General features: G+C 58.7%; 24 protein-coding genes and 1 pseudogene. 5 read left to right on the top strand and 20 right to left on the bottom strand.

The window, feature by feature from the left end; translation table 11 throughout:
• Position 1: 1 nt before the first annotated feature.
• Genes ACKXF7_RS15365 through ACKXF7_RS15355 form a run of 3 tightly spaced genes read right to left on the bottom strand, consistent with a single transcriptional unit; the run spans position 2 to position 2,329 of the window.
• Positions 2-619, bottom strand: a complete 618-nt coding sequence (locus tag ACKXF7_RS15365; protein WP_423741789.1) for a hypothetical protein — start codon at positions 617-619, stop codon at positions 2-4.
• Positions 606-1,256, bottom strand: a complete 651-nt coding sequence (locus ACKXF7_RS15360) for a YesL family protein (RefSeq protein ID WP_423741788.1) — start codon at positions 1,254-1,256, stop codon at positions 606-608. The genes ACKXF7_RS15365 and ACKXF7_RS15360 overlap by 14 nt, the downstream gene beginning before the upstream one ends.
• Positions 1,257-1,273: 17 nt before the next feature.
• Complete coding sequence (locus tag ACKXF7_RS15355) at positions 1,274-2,329, bottom strand: LacI family DNA-binding transcriptional regulator (RefSeq protein ID WP_423741787.1); 1,056 nt, start codon at positions 2,327-2,329, stop codon at positions 1,274-1,276.
• A 361-nt stretch (positions 2,330-2,690) separates the two neighbouring features.
• On the opposite strand from ACKXF7_RS15355, the gene ACKXF7_RS15350 reads away from it, so the two are divergent.
• From ACKXF7_RS15350 to ACKXF7_RS15335, 4 genes are all read left to right on the top strand, one after another.
• A complete protein-coding gene (locus ACKXF7_RS15350; RefSeq protein WP_005945026.1) occupies positions 2,691-3,638 on the top strand; it encodes an ABC transporter permease in 948 nt (315 codons plus the stop codon).
• Positions 3,622-4,557, top strand: a complete 936-nt coding sequence (locus ACKXF7_RS15345; protein WP_005945023.1) for a carbohydrate ABC transporter permease — start codon at positions 3,622-3,624, stop codon at positions 4,555-4,557. Before ACKXF7_RS15350 ends, ACKXF7_RS15345 begins: the two co-directional genes overlap by 17 nt.
• 76 nt (positions 4,558-4,633) lie before the next feature.
• Positions 4,634-6,304: an extracellular solute-binding protein gene (locus ACKXF7_RS15340; protein WP_423741786.1), complete on the top strand. Its 1,671-nt coding sequence runs from the start codon at positions 4,634-4,636 to the stop codon at positions 6,302-6,304.
• A 24-nt stretch (positions 6,305-6,328) separates the two neighbouring features.
• Positions 6,329-7,804 (top strand): glycoside hydrolase family 32 protein, encoded by a 1,476-nt coding sequence (locus tag ACKXF7_RS15335; protein ID WP_423741785.1) that lies wholly within the window; start codon positions 6,329-6,331, stop codon positions 7,802-7,804.
• A gap of 84 nt (positions 7,805-7,888) precedes the next feature.
• Here the strand turns inward: ACKXF7_RS15335 and ACKXF7_RS15330 are convergent.
• The 17 genes and pseudogenes from ACKXF7_RS15330 to ACKXF7_RS15250 form a co-directional block, all read right to left on the bottom strand.
• A pseudogene (locus ACKXF7_RS15330) lies at positions 7,889-8,141 on the bottom strand (DUF6061 family protein).
• A 185-nt stretch (positions 8,142-8,326) separates the two neighbouring features.
• Positions 8,327-9,820 carry a bifunctional metallophosphatase/5'-nucleotidase gene (locus tag ACKXF7_RS15325; protein WP_423741784.1) on the bottom strand — a complete coding sequence of 498 codons (1,494 nt, stop codon included), beginning with the start codon at positions 9,818-9,820 and terminating at the stop codon, positions 8,327-8,329.
• Between the two features lie 32 nt (positions 9,821-9,852).
• Complete coding sequence (locus ACKXF7_RS15320) at positions 9,853-10,926, bottom strand: hypothetical protein (RefSeq protein ID WP_423741783.1); 1,074 nt, start codon at positions 10,924-10,926, stop codon at positions 9,853-9,855.
• Between the two features lie 35 nt (positions 10,927-10,961).
• Positions 10,962-11,567: a gamma-glutamyltranspeptidase gene (locus ACKXF7_RS15315; protein WP_423741782.1), complete on the bottom strand. Its 606-nt coding sequence runs from the start codon at positions 11,565-11,567 to the stop codon at positions 10,962-10,964.
• A gap of 16 nt (positions 11,568-11,583) precedes the next feature.
• Positions 11,584-12,129 carry a DUF6935 domain-containing protein gene (locus ACKXF7_RS15310; RefSeq protein WP_338428635.1) on the bottom strand — a complete coding sequence of 182 codons (546 nt, stop codon included), beginning with the start codon at positions 12,127-12,129 and terminating at the stop codon, positions 11,584-11,586.
• Between the two features lie 34 nt (positions 12,130-12,163).
• Positions 12,164-12,595 carry a hypothetical protein gene (locus ACKXF7_RS15305; RefSeq protein WP_423741781.1) on the bottom strand — a complete coding sequence of 144 codons (432 nt, stop codon included), beginning with the start codon at positions 12,593-12,595 and terminating at the stop codon, positions 12,164-12,166.
• A gap of 13 nt (positions 12,596-12,608) precedes the next feature.
• The gene (locus ACKXF7_RS15300) at positions 12,609-13,457 is read right to left on the bottom strand and encodes a TPM domain-containing protein (protein ID WP_423741780.1); all 849 of its coding nucleotides are present in this window, start codon (positions 13,455-13,457) and stop codon (positions 12,609-12,611) included.
• Between the two features lie 14 nt (positions 13,458-13,471).
• Complete coding sequence (locus ACKXF7_RS15295) at positions 13,472-14,563, bottom strand: hypothetical protein (protein WP_423741779.1); 1,092 nt, start codon at positions 14,561-14,563, stop codon at positions 13,472-13,474.
• Between the two features lie 89 nt (positions 14,564-14,652).
• The gene (locus tag ACKXF7_RS15290; RefSeq protein ID WP_423741778.1) at positions 14,653-15,744 is read right to left on the bottom strand and encodes a twin-arginine translocation signal domain-containing protein; all 1,092 of its coding nucleotides are present in this window, start codon (positions 15,742-15,744) and stop codon (positions 14,653-14,655) included.
• A gap of 20 nt (positions 15,745-15,764) precedes the next feature.
• Entirely contained in the window at positions 15,765-16,628 is an 864-nt protein-coding gene (locus ACKXF7_RS15285; RefSeq protein WP_423741777.1) for a DUF4428 domain-containing protein, read from the bottom strand.
• Between the two features lie 32 nt (positions 16,629-16,660).
• On the bottom strand, positions 16,661-18,097 hold the full coding sequence (locus ACKXF7_RS15280) for an SPFH domain-containing protein (protein ID WP_348583968.1): 1,437 nt from the start codon (positions 18,095-18,097) through the stop codon (positions 16,661-16,663).
• Between the two features lie 71 nt (positions 18,098-18,168).
• Complete coding sequence (locus ACKXF7_RS15275; RefSeq protein ID WP_423741776.1) at positions 18,169-19,725, bottom strand: hypothetical protein; 1,557 nt, start codon at positions 19,723-19,725, stop codon at positions 18,169-18,171.
• A gap of 803 nt (positions 19,726-20,528) precedes the next feature.
• On the bottom strand, positions 20,529-21,317 hold the full coding sequence (locus tag ACKXF7_RS15270; RefSeq protein WP_423741775.1) for a hypothetical protein: 789 nt from the start codon (positions 21,315-21,317) through the stop codon (positions 20,529-20,531).
• Between the two features lie 95 nt (positions 21,318-21,412).
• Positions 21,413-22,885: an acid-shock protein gene (locus ACKXF7_RS15265; protein WP_423741774.1), complete on the bottom strand. Its 1,473-nt coding sequence runs from the start codon at positions 22,883-22,885 to the stop codon at positions 21,413-21,415.
• Between the two features lie 77 nt (positions 22,886-22,962).
• Complete coding sequence (locus ACKXF7_RS15260; RefSeq protein ID WP_423741773.1) at positions 22,963-23,529, bottom strand: hypothetical protein; 567 nt, start codon at positions 23,527-23,529, stop codon at positions 22,963-22,965.
• Positions 23,530-23,620: 91 nt separating this feature from the next.
• Positions 23,621-24,196 (bottom strand): Tat pathway signal sequence, encoded by a 576-nt coding sequence (locus ACKXF7_RS15255; RefSeq protein ID WP_423741772.1) that lies wholly within the window; start codon positions 24,194-24,196, stop codon positions 23,621-23,623.
• A 118-nt stretch (positions 24,197-24,314) separates the two neighbouring features.
• Entirely contained in the window at positions 24,315-24,917 is a 603-nt protein-coding gene (locus ACKXF7_RS15250; protein WP_423741771.1) for a twin-arginine translocation signal domain-containing protein, read from the bottom strand.
• Positions 24,918-25,323: 406 nt separating this feature from the next.
• Between ACKXF7_RS15250 and ACKXF7_RS15245 the strand changes: the two genes are divergently transcribed.
• Positions 25,324-26,655: an ABC transporter substrate-binding protein gene (locus ACKXF7_RS15245; RefSeq protein WP_423741770.1), complete on the top strand. Its 1,332-nt coding sequence runs from the start codon at positions 25,324-25,326 to the stop codon at positions 26,653-26,655.
• The last annotated feature ends 15 nt before the right edge of the window (positions 26,656-26,670 follow it).

The following is a 26,670-nucleotide window of genomic DNA, read 5'->3' as shown; positions in this document are numbered from 1 at the left end:
GTCACCGCTGGAACAGATAATGAATGTAAGCGGCTGCACGCTCCGGGTGCGGTGCATTCTGCACTACCCCAAGATAGACCTTGCCAGAAAAACCTGCCTGCCTGACAAACGGCGTGTCCGAAATATCCAGCACGGTCCCACCGGCGTTCAGACCCGACAGTTCATGGAAAGACGCATCCAGTGTCCGCAGATCGAGAAAATAATCATCTGTCAACAGTCGATCCCGTGCATATTCGTCCATCAGAACAACATCTAACCGCTGGGCACTGACTGCACCCAGCAGCTTCATCTCCGAAGCATATACATACTGCTCCTCTGCATGTTCGCTTTCGCTGAGCAGCAAGCCGGACAGCAGATCGACCTGTTGCTTTTTGGTCAGACCCTGCGCCTCGGCAAAGCCGGTGGTAAGCTGTTCCGTCAGATCGGACCCGGCAGTGATATTTACCAGACCAAGGTAAAGCACATCCTCTTTTTTCGTCACATGACGGTAGGCTGCATACCCGAGGATATAGACGACGATGAGCACGATCACAATGGGCAGCTTGTAATATGCCCAGATGTGCTCCCACTTTTTGCGCCCATGGAGGGAGCGGAGCGTATCCCGGTCAGTTTTTGTCATGGTCGTATTCCTCGTGTACTGCATCAGGGTCTCCACCGATCAGATAGAGGATCCGAAGCATCAGAAAGGAGCAGAGCATGGCGCACAGGCCCATGCCCAGCAGGAATGCAGGCGTGAACACAAACACTATGACGTACCCCATGATGCCATAGATCGCCGCCATCAGCAGGGTGCAAAACAGATACCGGACACCCACGAGAAACGCTGTTTTCAGGATGCCGAAGGTGGTGTTTTCAAACCGTGCCAGCAGAGGAAAGGCATACAGCAGAACGATGCTGTACAGAATTGCCGCACCAATAAGCACTGCAGTGAGCAGCGTCCAGAAAATGTTTTCGCTCCACATTCGGCGCAGCACAAAGCCATCCGCAGCCAGGAAACTGCCGACTGCCAGCAGGATAAGCCAGAGTTTTGTGGCAGGCTTAAAATTTTCCCGGAACGCCTTAAAAAACATCCGGGTCAGACCATCGTCCCGATCTTCCGCCATTTTGAGCGTGACGTAGAACAATGCGGTCGTAGAAGCTCCTATGGTAACGATGGGCAGGCTGCACACGAGCCATAAGATGTTCAGGTAAGCACTGTAAGTCAATTTCGTCAGCACAGCAAACAGCGGTTTGTCCGTATTGCACAGGTCACGCATGGGGGGTCTCCTTTCGCTCAATCTCCTGTGGATTCGCGCAGGATCAGGTTGGTTTCCGTATAGACGGTGCGATAGTTCAGCGATGGCTCTTCGATGCGGGTCATAAGCAGATTGGCAGCGGTGTAGCCCATGATCTGTCCATGAATATGGATCGAAGTCAGATGGGGGGCAAAGTAGGAAGCCTCCTGACTGTCATCGAAGCCGCAGACCCAGATATCATCGGGAACCGAATACCCCAGCTCATTCAATGCCTTGACCAGATCCATGGCAACAAAGTCATTGGCGCAGACAAAGGCATCCGGCATCGTTTTGAACCGACGTATGGTTTCGTACAGGGGTACCGGATAGTTCTGCTGTCCAGATGGCATCGCACAGGTGCTCAGGCCTTCTGTCAGACCAAAGTACTCCACTGCATCCTTATAAGCCATATAACGCTCAAAGAAGGACTGACAGTGGTTTTTATCCCCCGCAAAGCTGATGCGTTTTTTGCCGCGCTGGACCATGTGGGCCACTGCATTCTGGACCTCAATGCGGTTTTCCATATAAAGGCGGTCGGCTTTAAGGGGCGGACGCATATCCATCACAGGGGTGTCTACAAACAGCAGCGGGACATCCAGATCGCACAGCATCTGTGCGTAGTCATAGTCGAATACTTCAATGCAGATGATGCCGGCTGTGCACTGGATGTTGAGAGAAGAGGGAAGTTTTTTCTCTTTCATCTCTATGGGAGAAATGCGATGAATGGTCATGCCGCTGTGCAGATGGTCGATTTCCGACTGGAAACGATCCAGCATCATGGAGGAAAAGTGAGAGCTGCTCAGAAACTGGGTCGTCAGCATGGCGATCTCCCGTTTGTCACTTGGCAGAATGGAATGCCCTGCTGTTTTTGCAGCGTCTTCCTGAAACAGCGGCAGATAGGCGAACTGCTTATAGCCCATTTCGGCGGCTTTGCGCAGGATCTTCTCCCGTGTGGCATCTGCCAGCACACCGGTGTTGTTGATGGCCTTTGAAACTGTGTTGCGGGAAAGCTGCAGTTCGTTTGCAATATCCTGAATGGTGACCTTGGTTGCCATAAGTCATCCTCTTTCTTTATAAATAGGAGCGGGTGCTTTTTCTTTTATAGATAAAGTCTGGTGACGGATCTTATTCTTTGCGACTCCAGTATAGTGCAAATGCACAAATTAGTCAAATGCAAAAATGCAAATCATCATTTTGCATATTTGCGCACTTTTGAATTTGTGCATCTGTACAAATCCACAATAATTTTTGATGTATACCATGAATTATCGTTGACATTCGCTTTCTTAAGTGGTATAAATGAATTACAGAGTTTTACATTTGCACAATCGAAGCGATGAAAACGTAAAATTCAAAGGTGCAAATGTAAAAACACAAATCAAACGGCAAGCAAATCAAAAAGGAGGAGAATGATTCATGAAAGCAAAGACGGCCTCGCCGGAAACGGCTGTGCTGACAGCAGAACGCAAGCTGCACAACACATGGGTCTACATCAAACGGCATTGGCAGCTTTACCTGTTGTTCCTGCTGCCTGCCGTGGCGCTGACGCTGGTGTTCAAGTACGCTCCTATGGGCGGTGTGCTGATCGCGTTCCAGAAGTACAATCCCTTCAAGGGCATCTGGGGCAGCGAGTGGGTAGGCTTCAAAAACTTTACCCGCTTCATGTCCTCGCCGGACTTCCAGCGTTATCTGATCAACACCCTGAAGCTGAGCGTCTACGGTCTGCTGTGGGGCTTCCCGATCCCCATCCTGCTGGCATTCCTGCTCAACCGTATCGAGAGCAAGAAGATCAAGCAGAAGGTGCAGCTGGTGCTGTATATGCCCAACTTCATCTCGGTCATCGTGCTGTGCGGTATCGTCCGGGTGCTGCTGAGTGTCACCGGTCCGGTGAACGGCCTGCTTCACACCAGCATCAACTTCATGACGCTGCCGGAAGCATTCCGCCCCATCTACATTATCAGCGGTATCTGGCAGGGTGCCGGCTGGGCATCCATCATGTACACCGCATCCCTTTCTAACGCCAGCAAAGATCTGAAGGAAGCTGCGATGATCGACGGCGCAAACCTGATCCAGCAGATCATGACGGTGGAGTGGCCCGCCATTAAGGATATGGTCGTTATTCAGTTCATCCTGCAGGCAGGCAACATCATGAGCATCGGTTTTGAAAAAGCCTATGCCCTGCAAACTGACCTGAACCTGAACACTGCCGAGATCATTGCAACGTACGTTTATAAAAAGGGCCTGTTGGACGGCGATTACAGCTTTTCCACGGCAGTCGGTCTGTTCAACACCGTTGTCAACGTCATCCTGCTGATCGCAGTGAACAAGATCGTTGCCAAAATGAACGATGGCAAGGGCTTGTAAGGAGGGGTTTACCATGGCAAAACAGAAAAAATCAAAAATGGCCCTCTACACCAGACAAGATAAGATCATCCTGTACTGCGGCTACGCACTTCTGGGCTTGTTCCTGCTGGCAATTATCGTTCCGATGATCTACATCGTCATCGCGTCCTTTATGGACCCGGTCACGCTGCAAAACAAGGGCATCTCCTTTGATTTCAGCAAGTGGAGTCTGGATGCTTACCAGCGTGTCGTTTCGGACAAGCAGATCTGGGTCGGCTTCAGGAACGCGGTGCTTTACTCGATCATCTTCACCATCATCTCGGTAGCTGTGACGATGCTTGCCGCTTATCCCATGTCGCTGCCGGACTTCAAAGGCAAAAAGATCTTCAACACCTTGTTTGTGATCACGATGTTTTTCAGCGGCGGTCTGATCCCCACCTACCTGCTCATCAACAATCTGGGTCTGCTGGATTCCATGTGGGCGGTCATTCTGCCGGGAGCATTCAGCGTGTGGAACATGATCATTGCCCGTACCTATTATCAAGGCGTCCCGCGTGAGCTGCGCGAAGCTGCGGATGTGGATGGAGCCAGCGAGATGCTTTACTTCTTCAAGATCCTGCTGCCCGTCTGTATGCCGGTGGTGGCAGTTCTGGCCCTGTGGCAGTTCGTGGCCATGTGGAACAGCTACTTTGACGCCATGATCTACCTGAACAGCGCATCGAAGCAGCCGCTGCAGCTGGTGCTGCGTTCCATCCTGATCCAGAGCCAGCCGGAATCCGGCATGATCGCCGATATCCAGAGCACTGCCGAACGTGCCAAGATGGCAGAGCTGCTCAAATATGCAACCATTATTATTTCCAGTCTGCCGCTGCTGGTGATGTATCCCTTCTTCCAGAAGTATTTTGATGCCGGCATCATGGCTGGTTCCATTAAAGGCTGAGGATATTCCGGAATTTTATAAGCAGGTACGCTCATCTGTTACACGAAAAAAGAAACATGAAAAAGGAGAAAATACCATGAAAAAGCTGATCTCTCGCCGCAACTTCCTCAAGGTCTGCGCTCTGGCGGGCTCTGCCGCTGCTCTGTCTGCCTGTGGCGGCAAATCCATCGGCAGCGGCGATTCTGCTGCCGCAGCTGTGGACGTGACCGGTGCCGTTACATTTCCGCTGTCCGAAAAGGTCACCTTTACCGGTATGACCAGCTTCCCTGTGGGCAGCGAACCCGAGCCGAACAACCGCACCATCTTCAAGCGTCTGGAAGAGCAGACCAATGTGCACATCGACTGGACCGCCATCCAGTCCGACCAGTGGAGCGATAAGATCACCCTGAATATGTCCAACCCCAACACCCTGACGGATTTTGTTTTTACTGCTGATTTTACCGACAGCAATCTGCTGCGCTACGCAGATCAGGGTGTCATCCTCAATCTGGAAGACTACATTGACAACAATATGCCTTATCTCCAGAAGGTCTTTGAGCAGTACCCGGAGTACCGCACCATGTGCACCGACAGCGATGGCCACATCTGGGCACTGCCCTGGATCGAGCAGCTCGGCTCAGAAAAGACCGCCATCCAGACCATTGGCAACATGAGCTTCATCAATACCAAGTGGCTGAACTTCCTCGGTCTGTCGATGCCCACCACGGTGGACGAGTTTGAGCAGGTGCTGATTGCATTCCGTGATAACGCCGCTTCTATCAAGGCAGAGTATGGCATTGACGGCGACATCATCCCCATGTCCTGCATCGTCAACAACGGCGATCAGGACCCCAGCATCCTCATCAATGGCTTTGGCGAAGGCTACGGCGATGCAGACAAAGACCGTCATATCGCCGTTACCAACGACCGGAAAGTTATCTGTGCCGCCACCCAGCAGGGCTACCGTGATGGTCTGGACTGGCTGCACAAGCTGTATGCGGAGAAGCTCATCGACCCGGAGTGCTTCACGCAGGAGTGGTCCACCTATGTTTCCAAGGGCAAGGCTGGCCGCTATGGTGTCTGCTTCAGCTGGGATGTTGCCAACATTGACAACCTGACCGACTGGGAGCCGCTGCCTGCCCTGACCGCCGATACCCGGAATATCACTCCGCAGAACGGTTCTTTCACCAGCGGCTTTGCCCGCGGCAGATGCGTTGTCACCGCAAAGGCGACTAATCCTGCACTGGTTTGCGCATGGCTGGATCAGATGTACGCACCCCTCCAGTCTCCGCAGAACAACTGGGGTACTTACGGCGATGCGGAAGGCTTTAACATCTTTGAACTGTCCACCAACGATAAGGGCGAGCCCATGCTGAAGCACGCTCCTCTGGGTGATGCTTCTCCCGTGGAAGTCCGTGAAGCGCAGTGTGTCAGTGGACCTCTGGCGGTTCTGGATGATTACTATGGTGTATACGTTACCTGCCCGGACGATGCACAGTATCGTCTGGACTGGATCAAGGAGATCTACACCCCGGATATGAACAACGATTATGTCTATCCCAATGTCTTTATGAGCAGCGAGGACACCGAGCAGGTCTCTAACCTGCAGGCAGATCTGCAGACCTACATGAATACGCAGAAGGCCAACTGGATCATGAACGGCACTAAGGATGCAGAGTGGAACGAATATCTGAGCAAGCTGGAAGACTACGGCCTGTCCGACTATCTGGGCATTATGCAGAAATATCTGGATGCTTACTACGCATAAGAATTCTTTCCTTTGGAGGATTCCATGAACGATTTGACTTTACAAAAAGCCCGTGCTTACGAGGCCGAGCACGGCGCTGACATTTCCCCGGAAGAACGCCCTGCTTACCACATGACCCCCTATGTGGGCTGGCTGAACGACCCAAACGGTTTCTCTTATTATAAAGGGAAGTATCACCAGTTCTATCAGTATAACCCCTACGATGTGCGGTGGGCGCCCATGCACTGGGGTCACGCCGTCAGCTCAGACCTGCTGCACTGGGAGTATCTGCCCTGTGCACTGGCCCCGGATTCCCCGGCGGACAACGGCCCCGGCTGCTTCTCCGGTTCTGCCACCGAGATGGATGACGGCAAGCAGCTGCTGATGTACACCAGCGTGATCGCAGAAAAGCAGCCCAATGGGGAGATGCGGGATATCCAGACCCAGAGCATCGCCATCGGTGACGGACTGAACTACGAAAAGCCTGCCTGCAACCCGGTGCTGACCCAGAAAGACCTGCCGGAAGGCTTCAGCAAGTTCGACTTCCGGGACCCCAAGATCTGGCGTGAGGCCGACGGCACCTACTCTGCCGTCACCGTCTGCCTGGCCGAGGACGGCAGCGGCGCAGCGGCACTGTTCCAGAGCAAGGACGGCTTCGACTGGCACTTTGTCACGGTGCTGGAACGCTGCAACAATCAGTACGGCAAAATGTGGGAGTGCCCGGACTTCTTTCCGCTGGACGGCAAGCAGATCTTGATGCTCGGCCCCATGGAGATGCTGCCCAAGGGCGAGTTCCACAACGGCCACAACGTGATTGCCTTCATCGGCAGCTACGACCAAGCCACCCACACCTTCACCAAGGAAAACGTGCAGCTGATGGACGGCGGAATCGACTTCTACGCCACCCAGACCACCCTTGCCCCGGATGGCCGCCGCATCATGACCGCATGGCTGCAGACATGGTCGGACACCGAGGATAAGCCTCAGGGCTGCAAGTGGTTCGGGCAGACCATCTGCCCCCGCGAGCTGCACATCAAGGACGGACGCATTGTTCAGACCCCGGTGCGGGAGCTGGATGCCGTCCACGGCAAGCGAACCTTTTACGAAAATGTGACGGTGCAAGGCGAAACTTCTCTGGAAGGCATCAAGGGCCGTGTAGCCGACCTGACCGTTACGGTGCAGCCCGGCGAATACCGTTCCTTCACCCTGAAGCTGGCTGCCGATGCAGACCACCACACCAGTCTGACCTACGACCCCTACACTTCCGAGCTGACGCTGGATCGCAGCTATGCCGGTTCCCGTGCCGACATTGTACACCGCCGCAGCTGCAAGGTACGCAGCCAGAACGGTGCGCTCAAGCTCCGTATCCTGCTGGACAAAAACAGCATCGAAGTTTTCGCCAACGATGGCGAGCAGACCATGACCGCATGGATCTACACCCCCCAGTCTGCCGATGGCATCACCTTTGCCGCCGATGACAAAGCAACTGTTACGGTGGAACAGTTTGAACTGAATCTGTAACCTGATATTCCCTTCATTTCTCCTTCATTGAATACAGCCCCGCTTTGGCATCTCCTTCGCCAAAGCGGGGCTGTGTTTGTTATGTTATTGCTCTTCCAGTCTGCCGTGGTCGCAACCAAGCAAGAGATAATGTCCAATCTTCCCACCCAGCACAAGCTGTGCATACTCCAAGGGCTTATTATAGAGCAGCCAGTCCAGTTCTGCCCGCTGTGTCGGGGGTGTTGCCGTATTCGTCCTCCACGGCGATGCAGTCAATGGAAAGGGGAGTGCCACCCTCGAACCGGGCTTCCACCCGGTTGGTGTCCATGTTATAGCGGCAGGAAAGCGGTTTGTTCATAAGGAAACCTCTTTCTATATTCTCTTGTGCAATTTCAGTGGAATGATAAAAACGTTCTGCCCAGCCTGCGTCAGGGGGCCGGTTCGCAGAGGAACTGCAGCCGACAAAAAAGCATCCGCAGCGGCACTGACGGGCTGTCTTGGCCCATGTGCAGAGCGCTGCGGATGCTTTTTATGCTTGTGCTTTCACCGGGCAGTGCCGTCCGGGGCCAGAATGGTCATTCTGCCGTCCACCGCCGCGTCCAGCATCTCGTGCTCCCGGAAGTATTCCATCAGGATATCCTGACAGGAGGTGGCCACGCTGCGGGGCTTCTGGAGCTTGCAGATGGTATCGTAGGAGATGTTGAAAAAGCTCTCGATGTTTTTGAAGTGGTAGTTCTGCAGCCCCACGGTGAACAGGGCATCGTCGCCGATCTCCTTGCCCACCTCCTTGCCGCAGTAGGTAAAGTAGTCAAAGTCGCCCTTGGCGCGGTCGTAGCGCAGCCGCAGGGTGGAGGGCAGCTGGTAGAACTCGGTATGCCCGGCGTAGGCTTCCTCCCGCAGCATGTAGCGCAGCATCTGCCGCAGCTGCTGTCCGGTCACCTTGAACATATACACCCCGTCGTCGTAGGGGAAGCCCTCGATGAGGTCGCCGTAGGTGACGATGGGGCCAAGCTTCTCGGCCCGGATGCTGCCGGAGCCGATGAGCATGATATCGATGCCAAGGCTGCGGGTGAAGATGTCCGCAAACAGGTTGCCCAGCTCGGTCTCCCGGGTGCGCTCCGGGTGGGTCAGCTCCCGGCGGAAGCGCCCTACGATGTGGCTGTATTTCTCGTCCACCTGACTGGTAAAGCGGTGCAGCACCTGCTCCATAGCGGGGTTGCGGGGGCAGGTCTCGGCGCAGATGGGCACTGTGTGCCATGTGTAGGAATCGATGCAGTTGTTGTCGGTGTCCACGATGATGTCAAAGCGTCCGATCTGGTCGGTGCCGGTGCCCGCCTGCGCAATGACCACGCCGTTTTCCTCCACGGCATGTTCCAGATAGGTGTGGCTGTGGCCGCCAATGATCAGGTCCACCCCCCACGCCGGGTCCAGCTGACGGGCCAGATGGCGGTCCTCCTCAAAGCCGATGTGGGTCAGCAGCACGGTAAAGTCGATGTCGATGCTGTTGTGGGCGTTGCAGATCTTGCCCACCTCGGCAGCGGCAGCAGCGGTGTCCACAAAGGACCCCACCAGCGACTCGGACTTGGTCTGGTTGATGACGTCCTGGGTGATGATGCCGATGAAGAGGATGTTCATGCCGTCCACCCGCAGGATCTTGTAGGGGGTGAACAGCCGTGTGGGGGTGTTCTTGATGTAGAGGTTTGCGTTGATGATGGGAAAGCGTGCGCATTTTTCGATGAACAGCAGATGCGCGATGCCGTAGTCCACCTCGTGGTTGCCGATGGTGACGATGTCCGGGGCAAGGGCGTTCATGATCTCAATGGTGGAAAGGCCCTTGTACTCCGAATCGATGACCGAGCCGCGGAACATGTCGCCCGCAATGGCGTAGATGGTGTTGGGCTCTTCGGCTCGCACCTTTTCGATGTAGCCGGACAGCATGGAGACGCCGCCCACCAGATTTTCGTCCACCTGCTCTGCCAGAAAATCTCCGTGCAGATCATTGGAGTGGAGGATGGTGATCTTTTTGGTGTGTTTCATGGTGCATTCCTCCCGGTGTGGGTCGGCGGCGGTCAGCCCATAGCCTCCTGCCGCGCAAAGTAGACAGTACTGACAAGGCTCATGTAGCTCTCTTCGCTGTCCAGATAGAACTTCAGGGCAAGGGTGTCCTCGTCCTCCAGCGTGACAGCGTAGCGGGAGCCGTCCTCCCCGGTAAAGGTAGCGTACCACTCCTGATTGGTCTGGAAGGGCACCTCCGGGGTGCCTTCGTGGTAGAACAGGTCCGCTTCCTCCACGTTCAGCTCCGGATAGGGGGTGATGTAGCTGGCGGTGAAGGGCAGCTGGTCGCCCTCGGTCTCGGCGTCTGTGGGCAAAAAGCACATCTGGTCGGCGTCTGCCGGGTCGGTCTCAGAATAGCCCTCGTCGGTGTCGCGGGCGATCTCCAGCCAGTTGCCTTCCAGCGACCACGGACTGGTGATGGTTTCCCAGTCGTCCCCCTCCGGATAGATGGTAAAGTCGCACACGCCCTCGGCTTCCACCACATGGCCGTTCTCGCCGGAAAGGAAGGGGCTGAATACCAGCTCTTCGCCGGTGCTGGGGTACAGCTCCACCTCGGTGTTGGGGGCGATATCGCTGATGTTGCACAGCAGCAGGATGGGCTGGCCGTCCTCACTGTAATAAAGCTGTTTGCCGCGCTGGAGCGGGTTTTCGGCATCGTCTGTCAGGCTCGTCTCGTAGACGAACAGGGTGACATCCGGGTCCTGCGGGAAGATGCAGTACAAATCGCACCCGCCGTCCGGGGAGATTACCCAGTGATCCTGCGGGATGTCGTAGACGAAGCCCCACAGCTCCCGCAGGTCGGTCTGGCTGTCCAGCACCTTCTGCACATCGGTGGTGATCTCATAGGAGCCGCCCAGATACAGCACACAGGCGCGGTATTCGTCCTCCCCGGCCAGCAGGCGCATGTAGGTCACGTCCTCCGGCTCGGTGTACTCCTGTTTGGCGGAGGGTGATGCGATCATGTTGTCTCCGTCCAGCATTTTTTCGGGCTTGGAACTGGGGGTGCTGCTGCCGCTGCTGCCGCTGCCGCAGCCTGCCAGACCGATGGCCAGCGCCAGCAGGGCGGCCAGAAGCTTCAGGTTTTTCATAAGTTCTCCTTTCTCATGCCCTGCCGGGGCGCACCTCAGGGGGCAGCGCCGGGCGTTGGGTGTTGGGAAAAATCGTCTACGCCCTCTACCGGCTCCGGGCTGTCGGTCCCGGCAGAAAGCCGGGGCGACCAGTCCAGCGCGCGGCCGGTGGTGCAGTAGACCACCGCCGTGGTGTCGGGGGTGTCAGGGGTGCCGTTGCACAGCAGCAGAATGGGCTGGCCATCCTGCTTGCAATAAAGCTCTCTGCCTGTCTGGTGCGGGTACTGGGGGTCCTGCTTTTCGTAGACAAAAAGCGTATCCTGCCTGCGCACAGCAAAGATGCAGTACAGCTCCCGCCCGCCGCCCGGTGCTGTGACCCGGTGGTCTGCCGGGATGTCCGCAACAAACTGCCACGGCTGTTCCTGCAGGCTGTCCAGCGCAGCGTCCACATCGGCGGTGCGCTCCGGGACGCTGCCCAGATACAGCACTGCGGCAAGGCTGCCGTTCTGTTCGGCCTGCTGCCGCAGCTGCGCCACGGTCACAGCGTCCGGCCGGGGAGCGCTGTCCGAAGCTGCCGCGCCGGAGCGGATGGGGTCGCCGTCCACCGGCCCGCAGCCCGCAAGGCTCAGGGTCAGCGCCAGCAGGGCGGCAAACAGCTTCATGGTCAGGCCCTTCATCTTACGCCCACGGGTCGGCAGACGTGGGGACGCGGATGCCGGTCATCAGGTACTGCTCCCACAGAAACCACTGTCCGTTGCCCTTGCGGCGCAGCTTGATGGGGCGGGGATCATCGGCACCGCCGCAGGGAATGAACAGCTTGCAATAGCCCTCCTCCACGTTGGAGGTGTGATTGCTGCCCACCAGCAGTGTGAAGGGCTGGCGGGGGGTATAGCCGTTTTCCGGCGATGCACCCACAAAGTAGGAGAAGGGGATGTAGCTTTTGCCGTCCCGGAAGCGGTCGTTCAAAAAGGAGATATCCTGCCCGTTCAGCGGACGGGGTCCGCGCAGCCAGTTGAGCATCTCCTTTCCGATGTTCTTGTCGGCACCGTAGGCGCACAGCGCACAGACGGTGAGGGCCGCAGTCTTGAAGGGGGTGTCAAGGCTTGCTTCCGGCAGCGCCTGCATCTGGGCAAGGCTTTCCGGCAGTTCCTGAAAGGTAAAGGTGACGGTCTGGTTTCCACCGGCGGCGGAAGCGGCCTGCTTCATCTTATCAAAAAGTCCCATGAAAATACTCCTTTCTGTTTCAGCTGTAAAGGGTTCAGCCCCGGTTCGGGTCATGGCGGGGCACAGTCCGCCTGCGAACGATCTTCTGGTTCAGATCCAGACTGAGGTTTACAAAATAACCGTTTTCAAAATACCATGCAAGGTCCTTTGTGTCCATGCCAACGCTGTTGCACAGCCACCGCAGGGGCACCTCCGGCCCGGAGTAGCTCTCCACCCTGCGGGCGATGGTTCTTGCATGGTAGCGGCGTTTTTCGTTGCGTGCGAACAGAACAAGGGGCACTGCGCCCACCACGATCCAGAACACATACCCGACAACGTGGGAGGTGTCCTTGACCTGCAGGTCCAGGCAGAGGGTATACAGCCCGCCGACCGAGCAGAACACGCAGAAGGCAAGCCCTGCGTTCCGCAGCCATTTGAGGACACGAGGAATCTCACCGCGGGCTTTTTCCGAAAGATAAGGGTTCATAAACATACTCCTTTCAGAACGAGCCGCCTCCACCGCCGTGGGTGGTGCCGCTGGAAGAGGTGTGGGTGGAGTTGCCGCCGGAATCGCTGGAGCTGGACTCCTTCGGCCGCTCGGTGCGGTGCACGTCACGGTACAGGAACAGATCCCGCTGGTTGGTCAGCTTCATGCTGCCCTCCCGCACATAGCTGGCGGCATTCTCCTGGAACGCCACGCTGCGCAGCTGGCTTTTCATCACATGGACGACGACCCACGCCAGCACAAGGCCGATGCCCAGCGCAAGGAACAGGTACATGAGAGACAGCGGCTCCCGGGGCAGGTTATTCACGTCATAGGGGTGGCCTGCCCGGGCAGCGTCAATGTAGGTATCCGACCACTGGACAAAGGTGCGGAATGCACCGGCGTAATCTCCATCGGCCATGAAGGGGGTCATCTGCTGGCCAAGGTACTGGATGCCGGCGTCCGTAAAGGCGGTGATGCCGTAGCCGCAGGTGGAGATGTGCCACTTGCGGTCGCCTACGCTCACCAGCAGCAGCACGCCGTCCATATCGGGGCCGTAGCCGTACTGGCAGTAGTCATACAGATCATCGGCAAACTGCTCCATGCTGTCGGCACCAACGCTTTCCATCGACTCGATGGTGGCAATGGTCACATCGAAGCTCTGGCGCAGGCTCAGTTCTTCCAGTGCGTCCTCCAGCTCGTTGTCCTCGTCCTCGGTCAGCACCTCAGCGTCGTCGAACATGCGGTAGTACAGGTCGGCAAAGCCGCCCTCTACCGCAAAAGCCGGAACAGCCAGCGCCGCCGCAAGAATCAGTGCTGCCAGCGCCGCAAAGAGGGAGTGCAGTCGGTTGGAAGTTTTTTTCATCGTTCGTCCCTCCTTTACAGGATCCGTGCCAGCCACAGCAGCCACATCACGCCGTAGGACGCGGCGGAAAGGGCAGCCGTAAGGCCCAGCATCCACTTGCGGGCAGCGCCCTTGTCCACGGGCAGGTCACCCACGAATTTGCCGGTCTGACCGTTCATGGCAAACAGATAGTTTTCGCCCCGCCAGCTGGTGCTCAGCAGCCAGACCGGGAACAGCGCGTATTTTGCCTTACCGCCGTGCAGCTGGATGCTGCTGCTTTCCACCTTGACCGAATCGTAGCCGGTAACGGTCTGCTGGAACGTCTCCTCAGTGGAGCGGCGGATGCGCTTGTTGGCTCGCTCGATGCTGTCCTCGGCGTTCACGTCGTATTTGTCTGCCACATAGCCGGCCAGATAGGCGGTCTGGAAGGGGATGGCATCCTGCATGGCGAAGGGCTCGATGGACTCCATCAGGTCGTCCTCGATCTTGGACGAGCCGTCCACCGGCACTGCGTCAAAGCCCAGTGTGCCGTCCCGCCGGACGGAGTAGTAGTTGGTCTCGGTATAGTCGTACTTGCTGTCCGACCAGCAGCGGGTCCGGGTGGCAGTGAACCGCAGCTGAGCGTCGGCATCGCTGTCGAAGAGCCAGAAGGGCACATACACGCCCTTGATCTCGTCGATGTGGTTCTGGCTGCGGAACACCCGGGGCAGCAGGGTCTTGCCCTTGAGGTGTTCCTGCAGCTTTGCCTTGGCGGCCTTTTTGTCCAGCTTGAAGGGGATGATGAGGTCGGGCCGCAGCGTCCCGGCAAACTGTCCGGTGAGGACGATGGGGTTGCCGCAGAACGGGCAGGCGGACGCGGCCATGGTGTCATCGCCCACGATCTCGCCGCCGCAGCTCTTGCAGCTGTAAGTATGCAGACCAGCGGTCTCTCCTTCTGCCCAGCTGCCGCCGGGGGTCGCCCACTCCATCTCGCTGGGCTTTTCGTCCTTCAGTTCCTCATCGTAGCCCTTGAGGGTATCCACATCGAACTCGGTGTCGCAGTAGGGGCATTTCATCTTCTGGGTGGCGCTGTCAAACTGGATGGCGCCATCACAGCAGGGGCACTTGTATTCCAGCATTCCTGCCATAGCGTTTCCTCCTGTTGTTTCAAAGGGGGCCGGGGGCTCTTCCCCGGCCCCGCTGTTTTTGCGTCAGTCTCCCCGCCAAAGCGGTCGGCTCAGAAATCCGTAGTGATGCGGAACACCACCGGTTCGTCCGGCTCGGTGGCTTTGCCGTGGTGGCCCACTGCCAGGAAAGCGTTTTCCTCCAGCGGCAGGAAAACATCAAAGATGCAGAAGTCGCCGCACAGCTGGCACAGGGTCTCGCGCTCGCCCACGGGAAAGGACTTTTCCAAAAAAGTGCCGTCCGGCGCGTACAGCTCCCACATATAGCCCGTGTCCAGCAGATAGCCGTTGGGGCGCTTCATCATCACGGCGTTAAAGCTGCCCACCGGCTGCGAGCTGCGGGCCAGCTCATTGCCGTCCAGATCAAAGGCAGCAAAGTAATCATCGCCGTTGGATTCCAGCTCGCCCACCGTCAGCAGCTCGTCCCCGCTGAGGTTCAGGGAGGACATGCTGTAGAAGGGGCCGATCTCGTTATCACCCTCCAGCGTCAGCTCGGTGTACTCGCCGTCCTGCACCAGCACCGGCGCGGAGTTGGTCCAGTAGATCACGGTCAGATCCCGGTCCTTGGAGGAATAGCAGCTGCCCGAGTAGTCCAGTGCGTCGCTGGGCTCCTCCGGGTCGCTGCTGTTCAGATCGTAGCAGTAGACATCAAAGTTATCCATGGCGTACAGGATGCCATTGCGGTCGATGCTGAGGGCGTTGCTGCCATCAATGTTGTACTCTTCCACCGGGGTCAGCCGGTCGTCCTTGATGGCATACTCGAAGATCTTGGCAGACTGCTCTTCATCGTCCTCGTTGTAGAAGCTGAAGAAGTAATTGCCCCGGTAGCTGTCCGCTTGGATCAAATGATAGGCACCGCATACCTCGCGGCGGACGTCAAAGGGAATGTACTGTGCCTTGAAGGTGTAGTCGCCGATGGTCAGTTCCCCGGTCTGGAACTGGGTCACAGGGGGCCCTGCAGGGGCGGCTTTGTCCTCTGCTGCTTCCGGCTGTGCCGAAGCGGACGGGGCACTGCTGCTGGAAGCCGGTGCGCTGGAAACGCTGGATGCGCTGGCAGCACCGGAGCCGCCGCAGGCGGTCAACCCGAGGGCGGCGGTGGTAAGGCCCATGGCCTTGAGGAAATCTCTGCGCTGGATCTTTCTCATATCCGTTCCTCCTTTTGGGGTCACTGCACTTTTGCAAAGGCTTCGTCAGCACGGCGGCTGTACAATGCCATGCCGCCGGTCTGGGCGTCGTTTGCCAGATTGATGTTCTCCACAAAGCGGGCCTTTTCCTGCTCAGAGAGCTGCCCGCCCTTCATGGCGGCGGATGCCACGGCACCCATGGCACCGATCATGCCCATCTGGCCCTTCAGTTCCCGTTCCTCGGCCTTGGACATCCGGCGGCCGAACAGGCTCGTCTCGTTGTCGTGGACTCCGAAGATGTGATCCAGATGCTGCCGTGCGATGTGGGCATAGCCGATCTCCCGCCGGTCCCGCTTGCTGAAGCAGATGACCAGCTCCTGCTTGATGTAGGGGTGGGGATGCATGCCCCGCTGGGTCTGGGCCTCGGTGATGCTGCGGGGCTGCACCAGCTTCAGCTTCAGGCCGCCGCCGTTGAGGGTGGGTTCCTGGCCCGGCTCCTTGGCGGGGGTCTCGTCCAGATATTCCTCATAGCTGGCGATCTGGTCGTAGCGGATCAGCTCCGGCATCTTGCCCCGTCCGCCGGTGCGGTCGTCGATGTACAGCATGCCCAGCTCATCGCAGAACACCAGCCCCATTTGCGATGGGGTGGAGGGGTATTCGTTGACCCGGAACTCGGTCTTGTTGAACACCTCGTCGAACACCCGCTTCATCCGGGCCATATACTCCATGTGCTCCTTGGCCTCGTCCAGCGTCAGCTCGCTGAGCCGGATATACTTGGAGCACTTGTTGCCGCAGTCATCGCAGAGGAACTGTCCGTCCCGCAGCTTGGAGCGGTGCATGGTGCCGCACTCCTTACCGCAGACGGCACAGTTCTGTTTTGCGAACAGGTTGGAAAAGAATCCCATTATGGTATGCTCCTTTCATTGCTCTGTATTTGTCAGGTCAGGTCGCTGTCGTCAAAGGGGTCGCCGCACTCCGGGCAGAACTTGGGCGGGTGGGCAGGGTCTTCCGGCTCCCAGCCGCACTTGTCGCACTTATACTTGGGCGTACCGGCGGGCTTGGGTTTACCGCACTCGGAGCAGAAGCGGCCCTTGTTCACCGCGCCGCAGCTGCAAGTCCAGCCTTCTGCTGCCGCCGGGCGGGGCTTGCCGCACTCCGGGCAGAACTTGCCGGTGACGGTGGCACCGCAGCTGCAGGTCCAGCTGTCCGCAGCGGGCTTCGGCTCCGGCTTTTTGCTGCCGCATTCCGGGCAGAATTTGCCGGTAACGGTGGCGCCGCAGCTGCACTTCCAGCTGTCCGCCGGGGCGGGTGCGGGACGGCTGACCGGCTGGGGCGCGTCCACGCTGTCCGGACGGGCCTGCTGGCCCATGGCGAACAGGTTCTGGGCGCTCATGCCGCCCATGCCGCCTGCACCGGCTGCCATGCCCATACCCATAAAGCCGGTCATGGCACCGGCGGTGTTGCCGGCGGCGGTCTTCATGGCGTCGATCTGACCGCCCACCAGACGGGCGGCAGCGGTGGTGGGATCGGTGGTCATGGCGTTCTCTTCCCACTCGGTGATCTTCTTCTGCTGCTCCTCCGGGATGGACAGGGAGTTGATGTTGAAGGAGAACACTTCAATGCCGCGCTTTTTGCGCCAGACATTGGACAGCTGCTCGTTGAGCGCCTCGGAGATCTCCAGCGTGTGGGCGGGGATCTCGTAATACTGCACCTTGTTTGCCGAAAGGGTGGCAAGGGCGGGCTGCAGGGCGTTCATCAGTTCGCTCTTCAGCCGGGGTGCGATCTCGGATGCGTCATACTGGGTAGAGACGTTGCTGCACACGTTGGTGTAGAACAGCAGCGGGTCGCAGATGCGGCAGGTGAAGCTGCCGTTGCACCGCAGGTTCACCGAGAGTTTGTAGCCCCGCTCCTCGCTGACCACCACCCGGAAGGGGATGGGGGTGGCAGTGCCGTACAGGATCTCGCCCAGCTCCTTGGTGTTGATGTAGTACACCCGCTGGTCCTTGCCGGTGTCGCCGCCGTAGGTAAAGCGCTTGGCTACGGTCTGGAAGGTGGCTGCCAGACTGTCGCCGAAGTTGCCGGTGAACACGCTGGGCTCGGTGGATGCGTCAAAGGTGAATTCGCCCGGTTCGGCGCACACCTCCACCACGCGGCCCTGCTCCACGATCAGCATACACTGTCCGTCTGCCACGGCGATGCCGCTGCCGTTGGTGATGATGTTGTCCTCACCGTTGTTGGAACTGCGGCGGGAGGTGCGCTTCTGGCCCTTGACCATCAGCACATCCTTGTCCAGAGAATCGCAGTAGAAAAATTCCTTCCACTGGTCTGCAAGGGTTCCGCCCAGTGCGCCCATACCTGCTTTGATAAGACCCATAGTAATTTCCTCCTGTATGTTTTATTTGTGTAAGCGACAACGCTTTGTCATCGCATTGCGTTCGGTTTCGGTCACGGTACAAGGGTTAGATCCGGGGAGTCATTTTTCCAGTAAACGGGACGCGTGTCCCGGTCAAACAGCACTTCTCCGGCGCGGTATTTCAGGCTGCAGCCGCTGGGGCTGCCGTCATCGTTCAGCAAAATGGCCCAGAACTCGCAGGGTCTGCCGTCCGTGTCGGTCAGCGTGAAGTGCAGCTCGGTGCCGTCCTCGGTGCGGCCCTGTGTTCCCTCGGCGGTGCCGGTCAGGGTGCCGTTCCACCCGTCCCATTCCACGCTCATGCAGCAGCTGCCGTCCGGCAGGAAGGTCATCCAGCGGATTCCCTTTGCGGCCTCGTCTCCGGCGCGGTAAGTTCCCCACAGCCTGCGGGGGATGGCGGTGTAGCCGATGTCGTCCCACGCCTCGGTGCGCTGAAAAACGTACCAGACCTCACTGCCCTTTTTGAGGCCGGTGGACTGCATCCGCAGCGAGCGATCCTCCATCATGGAGATGGTCCAGCAGCTTCTGCCGTCCTCGCTGAGACATTTCAGGTTCCAGCCATGACTTTTTTCCCCGTCCCAGCCGGTCACAGCTCCGGCGTTCAGTTCACCGGTGCGGGTCTCGGCAGCGGACTGGATCTGCGGGCCGCCGTATGTTTCCCGGATGAAGGAGACGGTCACCGTGCCGGTGATCTCGGCCTTTTCCAGCCGCAGGGTAAAGCTTTCGTTGCGGTCGGCGGGGGCATAGCTTTCACCCTGCGTCACCGCCGTGACTGCCATCCACTCGGCCAGCACCTGCCACTCCCAGTCCGGTGGCAGCGGCTGCGCGTCCAGCGGAATGGTCACTTTGTCGTCCACATACTGCTCCCAGTCTGCACTGAACCTTCTGACCACGAAGGAAACGTTCCCCGCTTCGTCAAACGAAAGCGGCAATTCGTCCAGCGAAGTCCACCATGCGGTGTTTCCCTCTTTCAGGCTGCCGGTGGGCAGCATTCCTCTCTCGATGGCGGCTTGACGGTCCAGCTCATCCCGGCGCTTCACGTCACGGTACAGCGCTTCTTCCAGCGCGGCGGGGTCTGCCCCCATGCGCTGCAGCAGCTGGGTGGCGGTGAGCTGGCTCCCGCTTTCAAAGTCGAAGCACCAGCCCTGATAGAAGGGTGCATCGGTACCGCCGTAGCAGCTGCTGACCACAAGGCTGACGCAGTCGCCGTACCAGCTGGCGTTCCAGTTCATCTCAATGCAGATGTCCCACGAATCCGGGTCGGCTGCCTCCGGGCAGTCTGCGTACTCCTGCACATCGTATTCGTAGTAGTGGGCGATCTCGGCGTTGATGCGGGCGGCGTCGGCGCTGTCGCACTCCAGCCGGGGCAGATGGATGTTCAGCCGGACGGTGCCGCCGTTCTCTGCCTGCACCACCTTTTCAAGGGTGTACTGCTCGGTGATCGCCGCGGTGGCGTGCATGGAATCCGGCGGGGTCGATCTCAGTTCCCGGCTGCCAGCCGGGCGGGCAGAGGCTGCGGTCTTTGCTCCGCAGCCCGCCAGCAGCGCCGCCAGCAGAACTGCCAGCGCGCCGCAGAAAGCAATGTGTTTCATCTTGCACCTCCTTGTCTGCGGGCTCAGCTGCGCCGTGGTCAGGATCCGGGCAGCGAATCAGCTGCAGCTGGGTCTTTCCCTCGGCAAAGGGGTTTTGCCCGTCGATCATGGTAAGGTTCAGGGTCTCGTTGTACAGGTCGTACTTCATCGCCGCCACAAAGGTGATGCCCGGCATCCCGTCTGCCGTCTCACTGGCAGAGACGCCCAGCACCATGCCCTCCGGCACCACGCCCAGATAGTCGGCGTAGCCCTGATAGAAAACGCTGTTGTCCTGCACGCCCATCTGGACGGAACCGCTGCTTTCCACGTCCATCCAGTCAAACTGGTTGTCAGACATGTCGTTGAAGGCACCGACAGCCTCCGAGGGGAGCTCCTGCATGTTCCATTCTGCCGTCAGGGGAGTAAGCTCCAGCACAGAGCCATCCTCCTGATGCAGAATTACCTCTTTGCCGCTGCGTTCCAGCGCCACGCCCTGATTTGCAATATAGATGGGGTCCTGACAGACCAGAGCGCTGCCGAACATGAGGCAGTGCAGCACGTCCACGTACTCCACCACGCCGTCCTGCGTCAGCAGATAGACCACCGGGTGGAAGGATGCGCCCAGTTCTCCGATGCACACATCCACATACTCATTATAGATGCCAAGGATGGGGTAGGTGCGGTCCTGTTCCAGCCGGATGCCGTAATCCGTGTCCCATGCGGCGGTCTCCGGCGTGCGGCGGAGGGTGATGGTGCCCTGCGTTCCTTCCAGCTGCACCGAAGCGCTGCCGTAGGTATCGGTCAGCACCGTCTGCGGCTGCGGGTCAGCAGCTTGCAGCGGGATCTCCCACATCCAGCTGCCGCCAGCCCGACCCGGCGGGGGAGCTGCACCCGCCCCGGAGCACCAGCCGGTCCTGCTCCGGCAGCAGCAGGCACAGGTCATCCAGCTGGTTGTTTTCCAGCGTGTTCATCCGCATGCTTGCCAGATTGCCGCCGCTGAGCAGGCCCTCGTAGTAGCCGCCCTGCGCCATGCGCCGGTCAAAGGTCTGCATGGCCCCGCGCAGCATCTGCTGCTGCACGGCATCCGGGTCCAGCCCCATGCGCTGCAGCATTTCCGCCACGGAGACCTGCTTTTCGGTGGCAAAATCGAAGCACCAGCCCCGGGAATACCCCGGGTCGGAGCCGCCGTCGTAGCGGAACATCACAAGGCTTACGCAGTCGCCGTACCAGTAGGCGTCCCAGTTGATGTAGGTCTCCGGGCACCACTCGTCCTGCTGCGGCTCGATTTCCGGGCTGTCCTCGTACTGTCGGAAGTCTGCCGCATACATGGCGGCAAGCTCATCGTTGAGATAGGCAGCGTCCGGGCTGTCGCATTCCAGCTGCGGCACATGGACAGTCAGCTTCTGGGTGATGCCGTACTCGTCCCGGACGGTCTTTTCCAGCGTGAACTGCTCGGTGATGCGGTCTTTTTGTGCCGTCTGCACCGCCGTGTCTGCGGTGCTCTGGGGGACAGTGCCGGAGCCTGCGGGGGCAGCGGGAGCCGCTGCGCTGCCGCACCCAGCCAGCACCACCGCCGCCGCCAGCACCGCAGCGGCAAGGCGTTTGTGTTTCATGGTCCTTCTCCTGTGTTCTCAGCCGTAGCTGCGGGTCATCTGCAGCTGGGTCTCGCCCTCGGCAAAGGGGTTCTGCCCGTCGATCATGGTAACGCTCAGGGTCTCGTAGTACAGGTCGGTCTTGACCGCTGCCACAAACTCGATGGACGTCTGCCCGGCTTCGGTCTCGTCGGCAGAGATGCCCAGCACCACGCCCTCCGGCACAACGCCCAGATACGCGGCGTCGCCCTGATAGATGCGGCTGTTGTCCTGCACGCCCAGCTGAACGCTGCCGTCGCTGCCCAGATCAGCCAGTTCCAGCCGGTTTCAGAGGTGTAGTTGTAGGAGCCGGTGACGGAATAGGGGATCTCCTGCACGCTCCACTCTGCCGACAGGGGAGCCAGCTCCAGTACAGAGCCGTCCTTCCGGTGCAGGTTCACCTCGCTGCCGCAGAGTTCCAGCGCCACACCGTTGTTGGCAAAGTAGATGGGGTCCTGACAGATCATGGCATCCCCGAACATGAGGCAGCGCAGCACGTCCACATACTCCACCACGCCGTCTTTGGTCAGCAGATAGACCACCGGGCGGAAGAAGCCGTCCTCCTGCTCCCCGATGCACACGTCCACATATTCATTGTAGGCGCCAAGGATGGGGTAGGTGCGCGTCTGTTCCACCCGGATGCCAATGTCGCCCCATTGGTCGGTCTTTGGTGCAGGGCTCAGGGTGATGGCGGCCTGCGTTCCCTTCAGCTGCACCTGCACACCGTCGTAGGTATCGGTCAGCACCGGGGTGTCGGCGGGGGCGGCGGGGGTCAGCGGGATCTCCACATCCAGCTGCTGCCAGCCCCAGTCGGTCTCGGAGCAGTACTTGCCCCGGAGCACCAGTTGATCCTGCTCCGGCAAAAGGAGACACAGGTTTTCCAGTTCATTGTATTCCAGCGTGCCCATCCGCATTTCCGACAGGTTCCCGCCGCTGCGCAGGCCCTCGTAATACGCGCCCTGCGCCATCTCCCGGTCAAAGGTCTGCATGGCCTGCCGCTGCACCTGCGCCTGTACTTCGTCCGGGTCCAGACCCATGTGCTGCAGCATCTCGGCTGTGGTGAGCCGCCTGCCGGTGGCAAAATCGAAGCACCACCCGCTGTAATACCACGGGGCGTCGTCGTAATCGTGGCTGCGCATCACCAGACTGACGCAGTCGCCGTACCAGTAGGCGTCCCAGTTGATCTCGGTCTGTGAGCACTCTTCGCCCTGCGGCACCTCAGCGTCCGGATCGCTTTCGTAATCCTTGTATTCCGCCACATACATGGCGGCAAGTTCTTCGTTGAGAGCGGCGGCGTCCGGGCTGTCGCACACAAGCTGCGGCACATGGATGCTCAGCTTCATCACGCCGATCATCTCGCCCCGCACCGTCTTTTCAAGGCTCCACTGGTCGGTGATGCGCTCCTTTTGCGCCGTCTGCACCGCTGCGGCTGCGCCGCTTTGGGAAGCTGCGCCGGAGCCTGCGGGGGCCGCGGGGGCAGCTGCGCCGCCGCAGCCGGTCAGCAGCAGCGCCGCAGCCAGAACCACAGCAGCAAAACATTTGTGTTTCATGGCTGTCTCCTTTCACTTACAAAGCCCCGGGCACACAGGAGGATGGGCAGTGCCCGGGGCCGGGAAATTTCCAAAGATCAATGGGAGAACTTTTCGCCCACCACCAGTGCGATGAAGTAATCCTCACCGCCGATGTTGCGCACCGACATGGCAAAGCAGTGTGGGTTGTCTACCGCCATGTTGATGCCTTCCGACATATAAGTCAGCCACTTCTGTCCCTGCGCCTCGTTGGTGGGGTATTTCAAGGTCTCCAATTTGTTCGTTCCTTTCGGTCCAATCGATCCAAGGCCCGCAGTAAAATAGCGATCATAGATGGGATACCCCTTGTTAAACAGCGTCTGTTTGATCTCCGCTTCCTTTACCTTTACATCGTTATCGAACTTTGTTGCGTCAACGACCGGCTTCCCCTCCTTTACAAAGGGGCTGATGAGAAGGTCGGTAAGTTCTTCCAGATCCTTCTCATAGACCAGCTCCGTCAGACCCTTGTCCCTGCGGAACTGATTGAGGGCGTCCAGTGCCTGCTGGACTCTGATGTCATTGGAGGGCGTCGGTGCGCTGGGGGCACCGCCGCAGCCTGCCAGCGAGAGCGTCACAACGGCTGCGCCGGTAAGGGTGAGGAATTCGCGTCGGTTCATCTCTTTCATGGGGGTGCTCCTTTCACTTACAAAGCCCCGGGCACGCTGTGAGGCTTCCGTGCCCGGGGCAAACAGGGGGATGTCTTGATGTCTTGTTATCTTATGCCGTTTTGTTCCAGAACACGGTAGCGATCATGTAGGTCGTGCTCTGAACCACCGGGCAGTAGATGCTGATGAACTCTGCCTTCCGGCTGAGACTATACTTCAGGATTTTATCCACAAATTTCTGAACCACTGCACCCTCGCAGGAATACTCAAACGTCAAGGATACCTCCATATTTCCTTCCTCGCCAGTCGGTTCGGAGAAACCGGCAGCGCCTCCAAGATCATACTTTTTCTTCATTGAGATTTCCCACTTTTGAATATCAACCAGTTTCTGCATGTCTTCCGTAGTCAGCGTATGCACCGATTCTTTTGCGTCCTCGAAGATTCCTCCTTGGATTTTTATGGCTCCCTGCGCCTCCTGATTGAGAATCAGCTGCTCATGGTCAACCGCCTTTGCATCGTACTTTTCCTTCCAGACCTTGTTGATGGCTGCCAGCAGCTCGGCTTCCTTGCCGGTGGGCACTGCGGGTGCGGGAGGTGCGTAGGACCCGCCGCCGCAGCCTGCCAGTGAGAGCGCCACAACGGCTGCGCCGGTAAGGGTGAGGAATTCGCGTCGGTTCATCTCTTTCATGGGGTGCTCCTTTCTTCTTATAAAGCCCCCGGGCAGATCGGTCTGCCTTGCCCGGGGCGGGTGATGTGCTTTAAAAAATCAGCTGCGGCTCAGCGCAGTTCCGACAGGGGTGTTACAACTACTTATTGTGCCGCCTATCCGACAGAGGCGCTATCACGATATAGTCCGTTCCCGCAACGGTGGGGCAGTAGATGCCGAGATCTCTGGTTTCCGTGTCCATGGCTTTGAGCATCTTAAGGAACGTATCCTTGAAATCCGGGCCGCTCAGTTCATACGGAATCGTCAGCTCCATGTCATGGAGGGTGGGATAGCCCAGCACATACCTGCACCCAAGGACCCCCTCTCGCAGAGACATCTCTGATCCGTACTTTATTTGGAGGGCCTTCCGTCGTTCCTGCATCTCTTTTTCAAAGGCAGCGTCCTGCTCCGGGGTCATCTCCACCTTTGCCTTGTCAGCCTTCACGCAGGGACTGACAAAGTGTCTCGCGAAGTCGGATGCATCCTGACTGTAGCTCAGCGTTCTGATCTTTTCAGGGTGTCCCATATCCTTCCAATAGTCCTCGAGCATCTGGTTGAGGGCCTTAAGGAGGTCCAGCTCCTTTTGGGTGGGCGCTGCGGGTGCGGGAGGTGCGGAGGGCCCGCCGCTGCAGCCTGCCAGCGAGAGCGCCACAACGGCTGCGCCGGAGAGGGTGAGGAATTCGCGTCGGTTCATCTCTTTCATGGGGGTGCTCCTTTCTGTTTGTCCCCTCTGCTTTTTAAGGGGCTCTGGTTTGGGTATTCTCTGCACTTGCAGTCTGCTCCATCTTATGCTATCCTTATGAATAGAATCCGCAGTTGCCTGTTGACACGTTTTGTGCACAGCGACAGGCTTTCTGCACCGGCGCAGGACTTTTTCTGGTTGTACTGTACCATACCCGGGAAAAAATTGCCCCCTCAGAAAAGCTGTTTTTGGGGGGCAATTCCAAAAAAATTTTTGGGGGTTTGGGGCTTCCCCCTCAAAAAATCCCCCCAAAAAGCCCAAAATTGGGGGGATTTTGGGGGCTTTTCCCACCAAAACAGGCAGCTGCAGCCCTGCCTGTGCCGGTTTCCCCCCTCTGGCTGCAATGTGCGGAAAGGAGTCATGAAAAATGGAACGAAGGACATTTTTAAAGCTTGCGGCGCTCGTCCCCGGTCTGGCACTTGCGGGCTGCGGCGGCAGCAAGACCCTGCTTTCTCCCAAGGACCCCACCATGCTCAGCATCTGGCATGTGTACGGCGAACAGGCCGACTCGCCCATGAACCGCCTGCTGACCGAGTTCAACGACACGGTGGGCAGGGAGAAGGGCATCCTGCTCAACGTGACCAACATGACCAACAGCGCCGCCATCGGCGGCCAGCTGCAGGACGCCAAGGCCGGCAAGCCCGGCGCGCTGGACCTGCCGGACCTGTTCTCGGCCCACCCCGCGGACGCCAGCGCTCTGGGCATTGAGAACCTTGTGGACTGGAACGAATGGTTCACCGCCGAGGACATGGCGGCCTATGTGCCCGGCTTTGTGCAGGACGGCATCATTGACGGGCGGCAGGTGGTGTTCCCGGTGTCCAAATCCACCCAGCTCATCTTTTTGAACGGCTCCCAGTACGCCCGGTTTGCGGCGGACACCGGGGCGCAGCTTTCCACCCTTGCCACATGGGACGGCTTTTTTGAAATGGCGGGTGCCTACCGGCAGTGGTCCCAGGGCAAGCCCTTCTGCGCGCTGGATTACCCCCTGCGTCTGGTGGAGCTGAACGCGCTGGAGCAGGGCAGCGGCGAGCTGTACAAGGGCAGCTGGTACGATCTGACCAACGAGACCTTCCGCGCCTCGTGGATGGAGTTTGCCCGGGCGCTGGTGCAGGACGATATTCTGATCTCGGACCTGTACTCCAACACGCAGGTGATGACCGGCGAGACGCTGGCGGGTCTTGGCAGCTCTGCGGCCATCCTTTACTACAATGATTTCGTCACCTACCCGGACAACACCACCGAGCCCACCGACCTGCTGCTGGCTCCTTTGCCCCACGCCGCAGGCACCGCCACGCCCCTGATGCCGCAGGCCGGTGTGGGCCTGTGCGCCTTCAAGACCACCGACCAGAAGGCCGAAGCCGCCGCCGTGTTCCTGCGCTGGCTCACCGAACAGCAGCGCAATCTGGAATTTGCCGCCGATACCGGCTACATGCCGGTGTCCAGCGCCGCCTTTGACGCCATTGCGGACTATCCCTTTGAGCAGCAGAGCTATCAGCGGCTGTACGACGTCTACAACGAAATGCGCATCCAGAACACCCCCCTGTCCGAACCGGGCATCGTGGGGTACCACGCCAAGGCCAAAGCCTTGTACGACAGCCTGCGCCAGCGCCAGAAGGACTACCCCCAGCGCCTTGCGGACGGCGAAACGCTGGAAGCCCTTGCCGAGGAAACATGGCAGCTGCTGTGTGACAATGCCTGAGCCTGCCGCTCAGCC

Source organism: Faecalibacterium sp. 7, from assembly GCF_049562865.1.
Taxonomy (GTDB): Bacteria; Bacillota; Clostridia; order Oscillospirales; family Ruminococcaceae; genus Faecalibacterium; species Faecalibacterium wellingii.
This window is presented reverse-complemented; position numbering and strand designations above follow the sequence as displayed.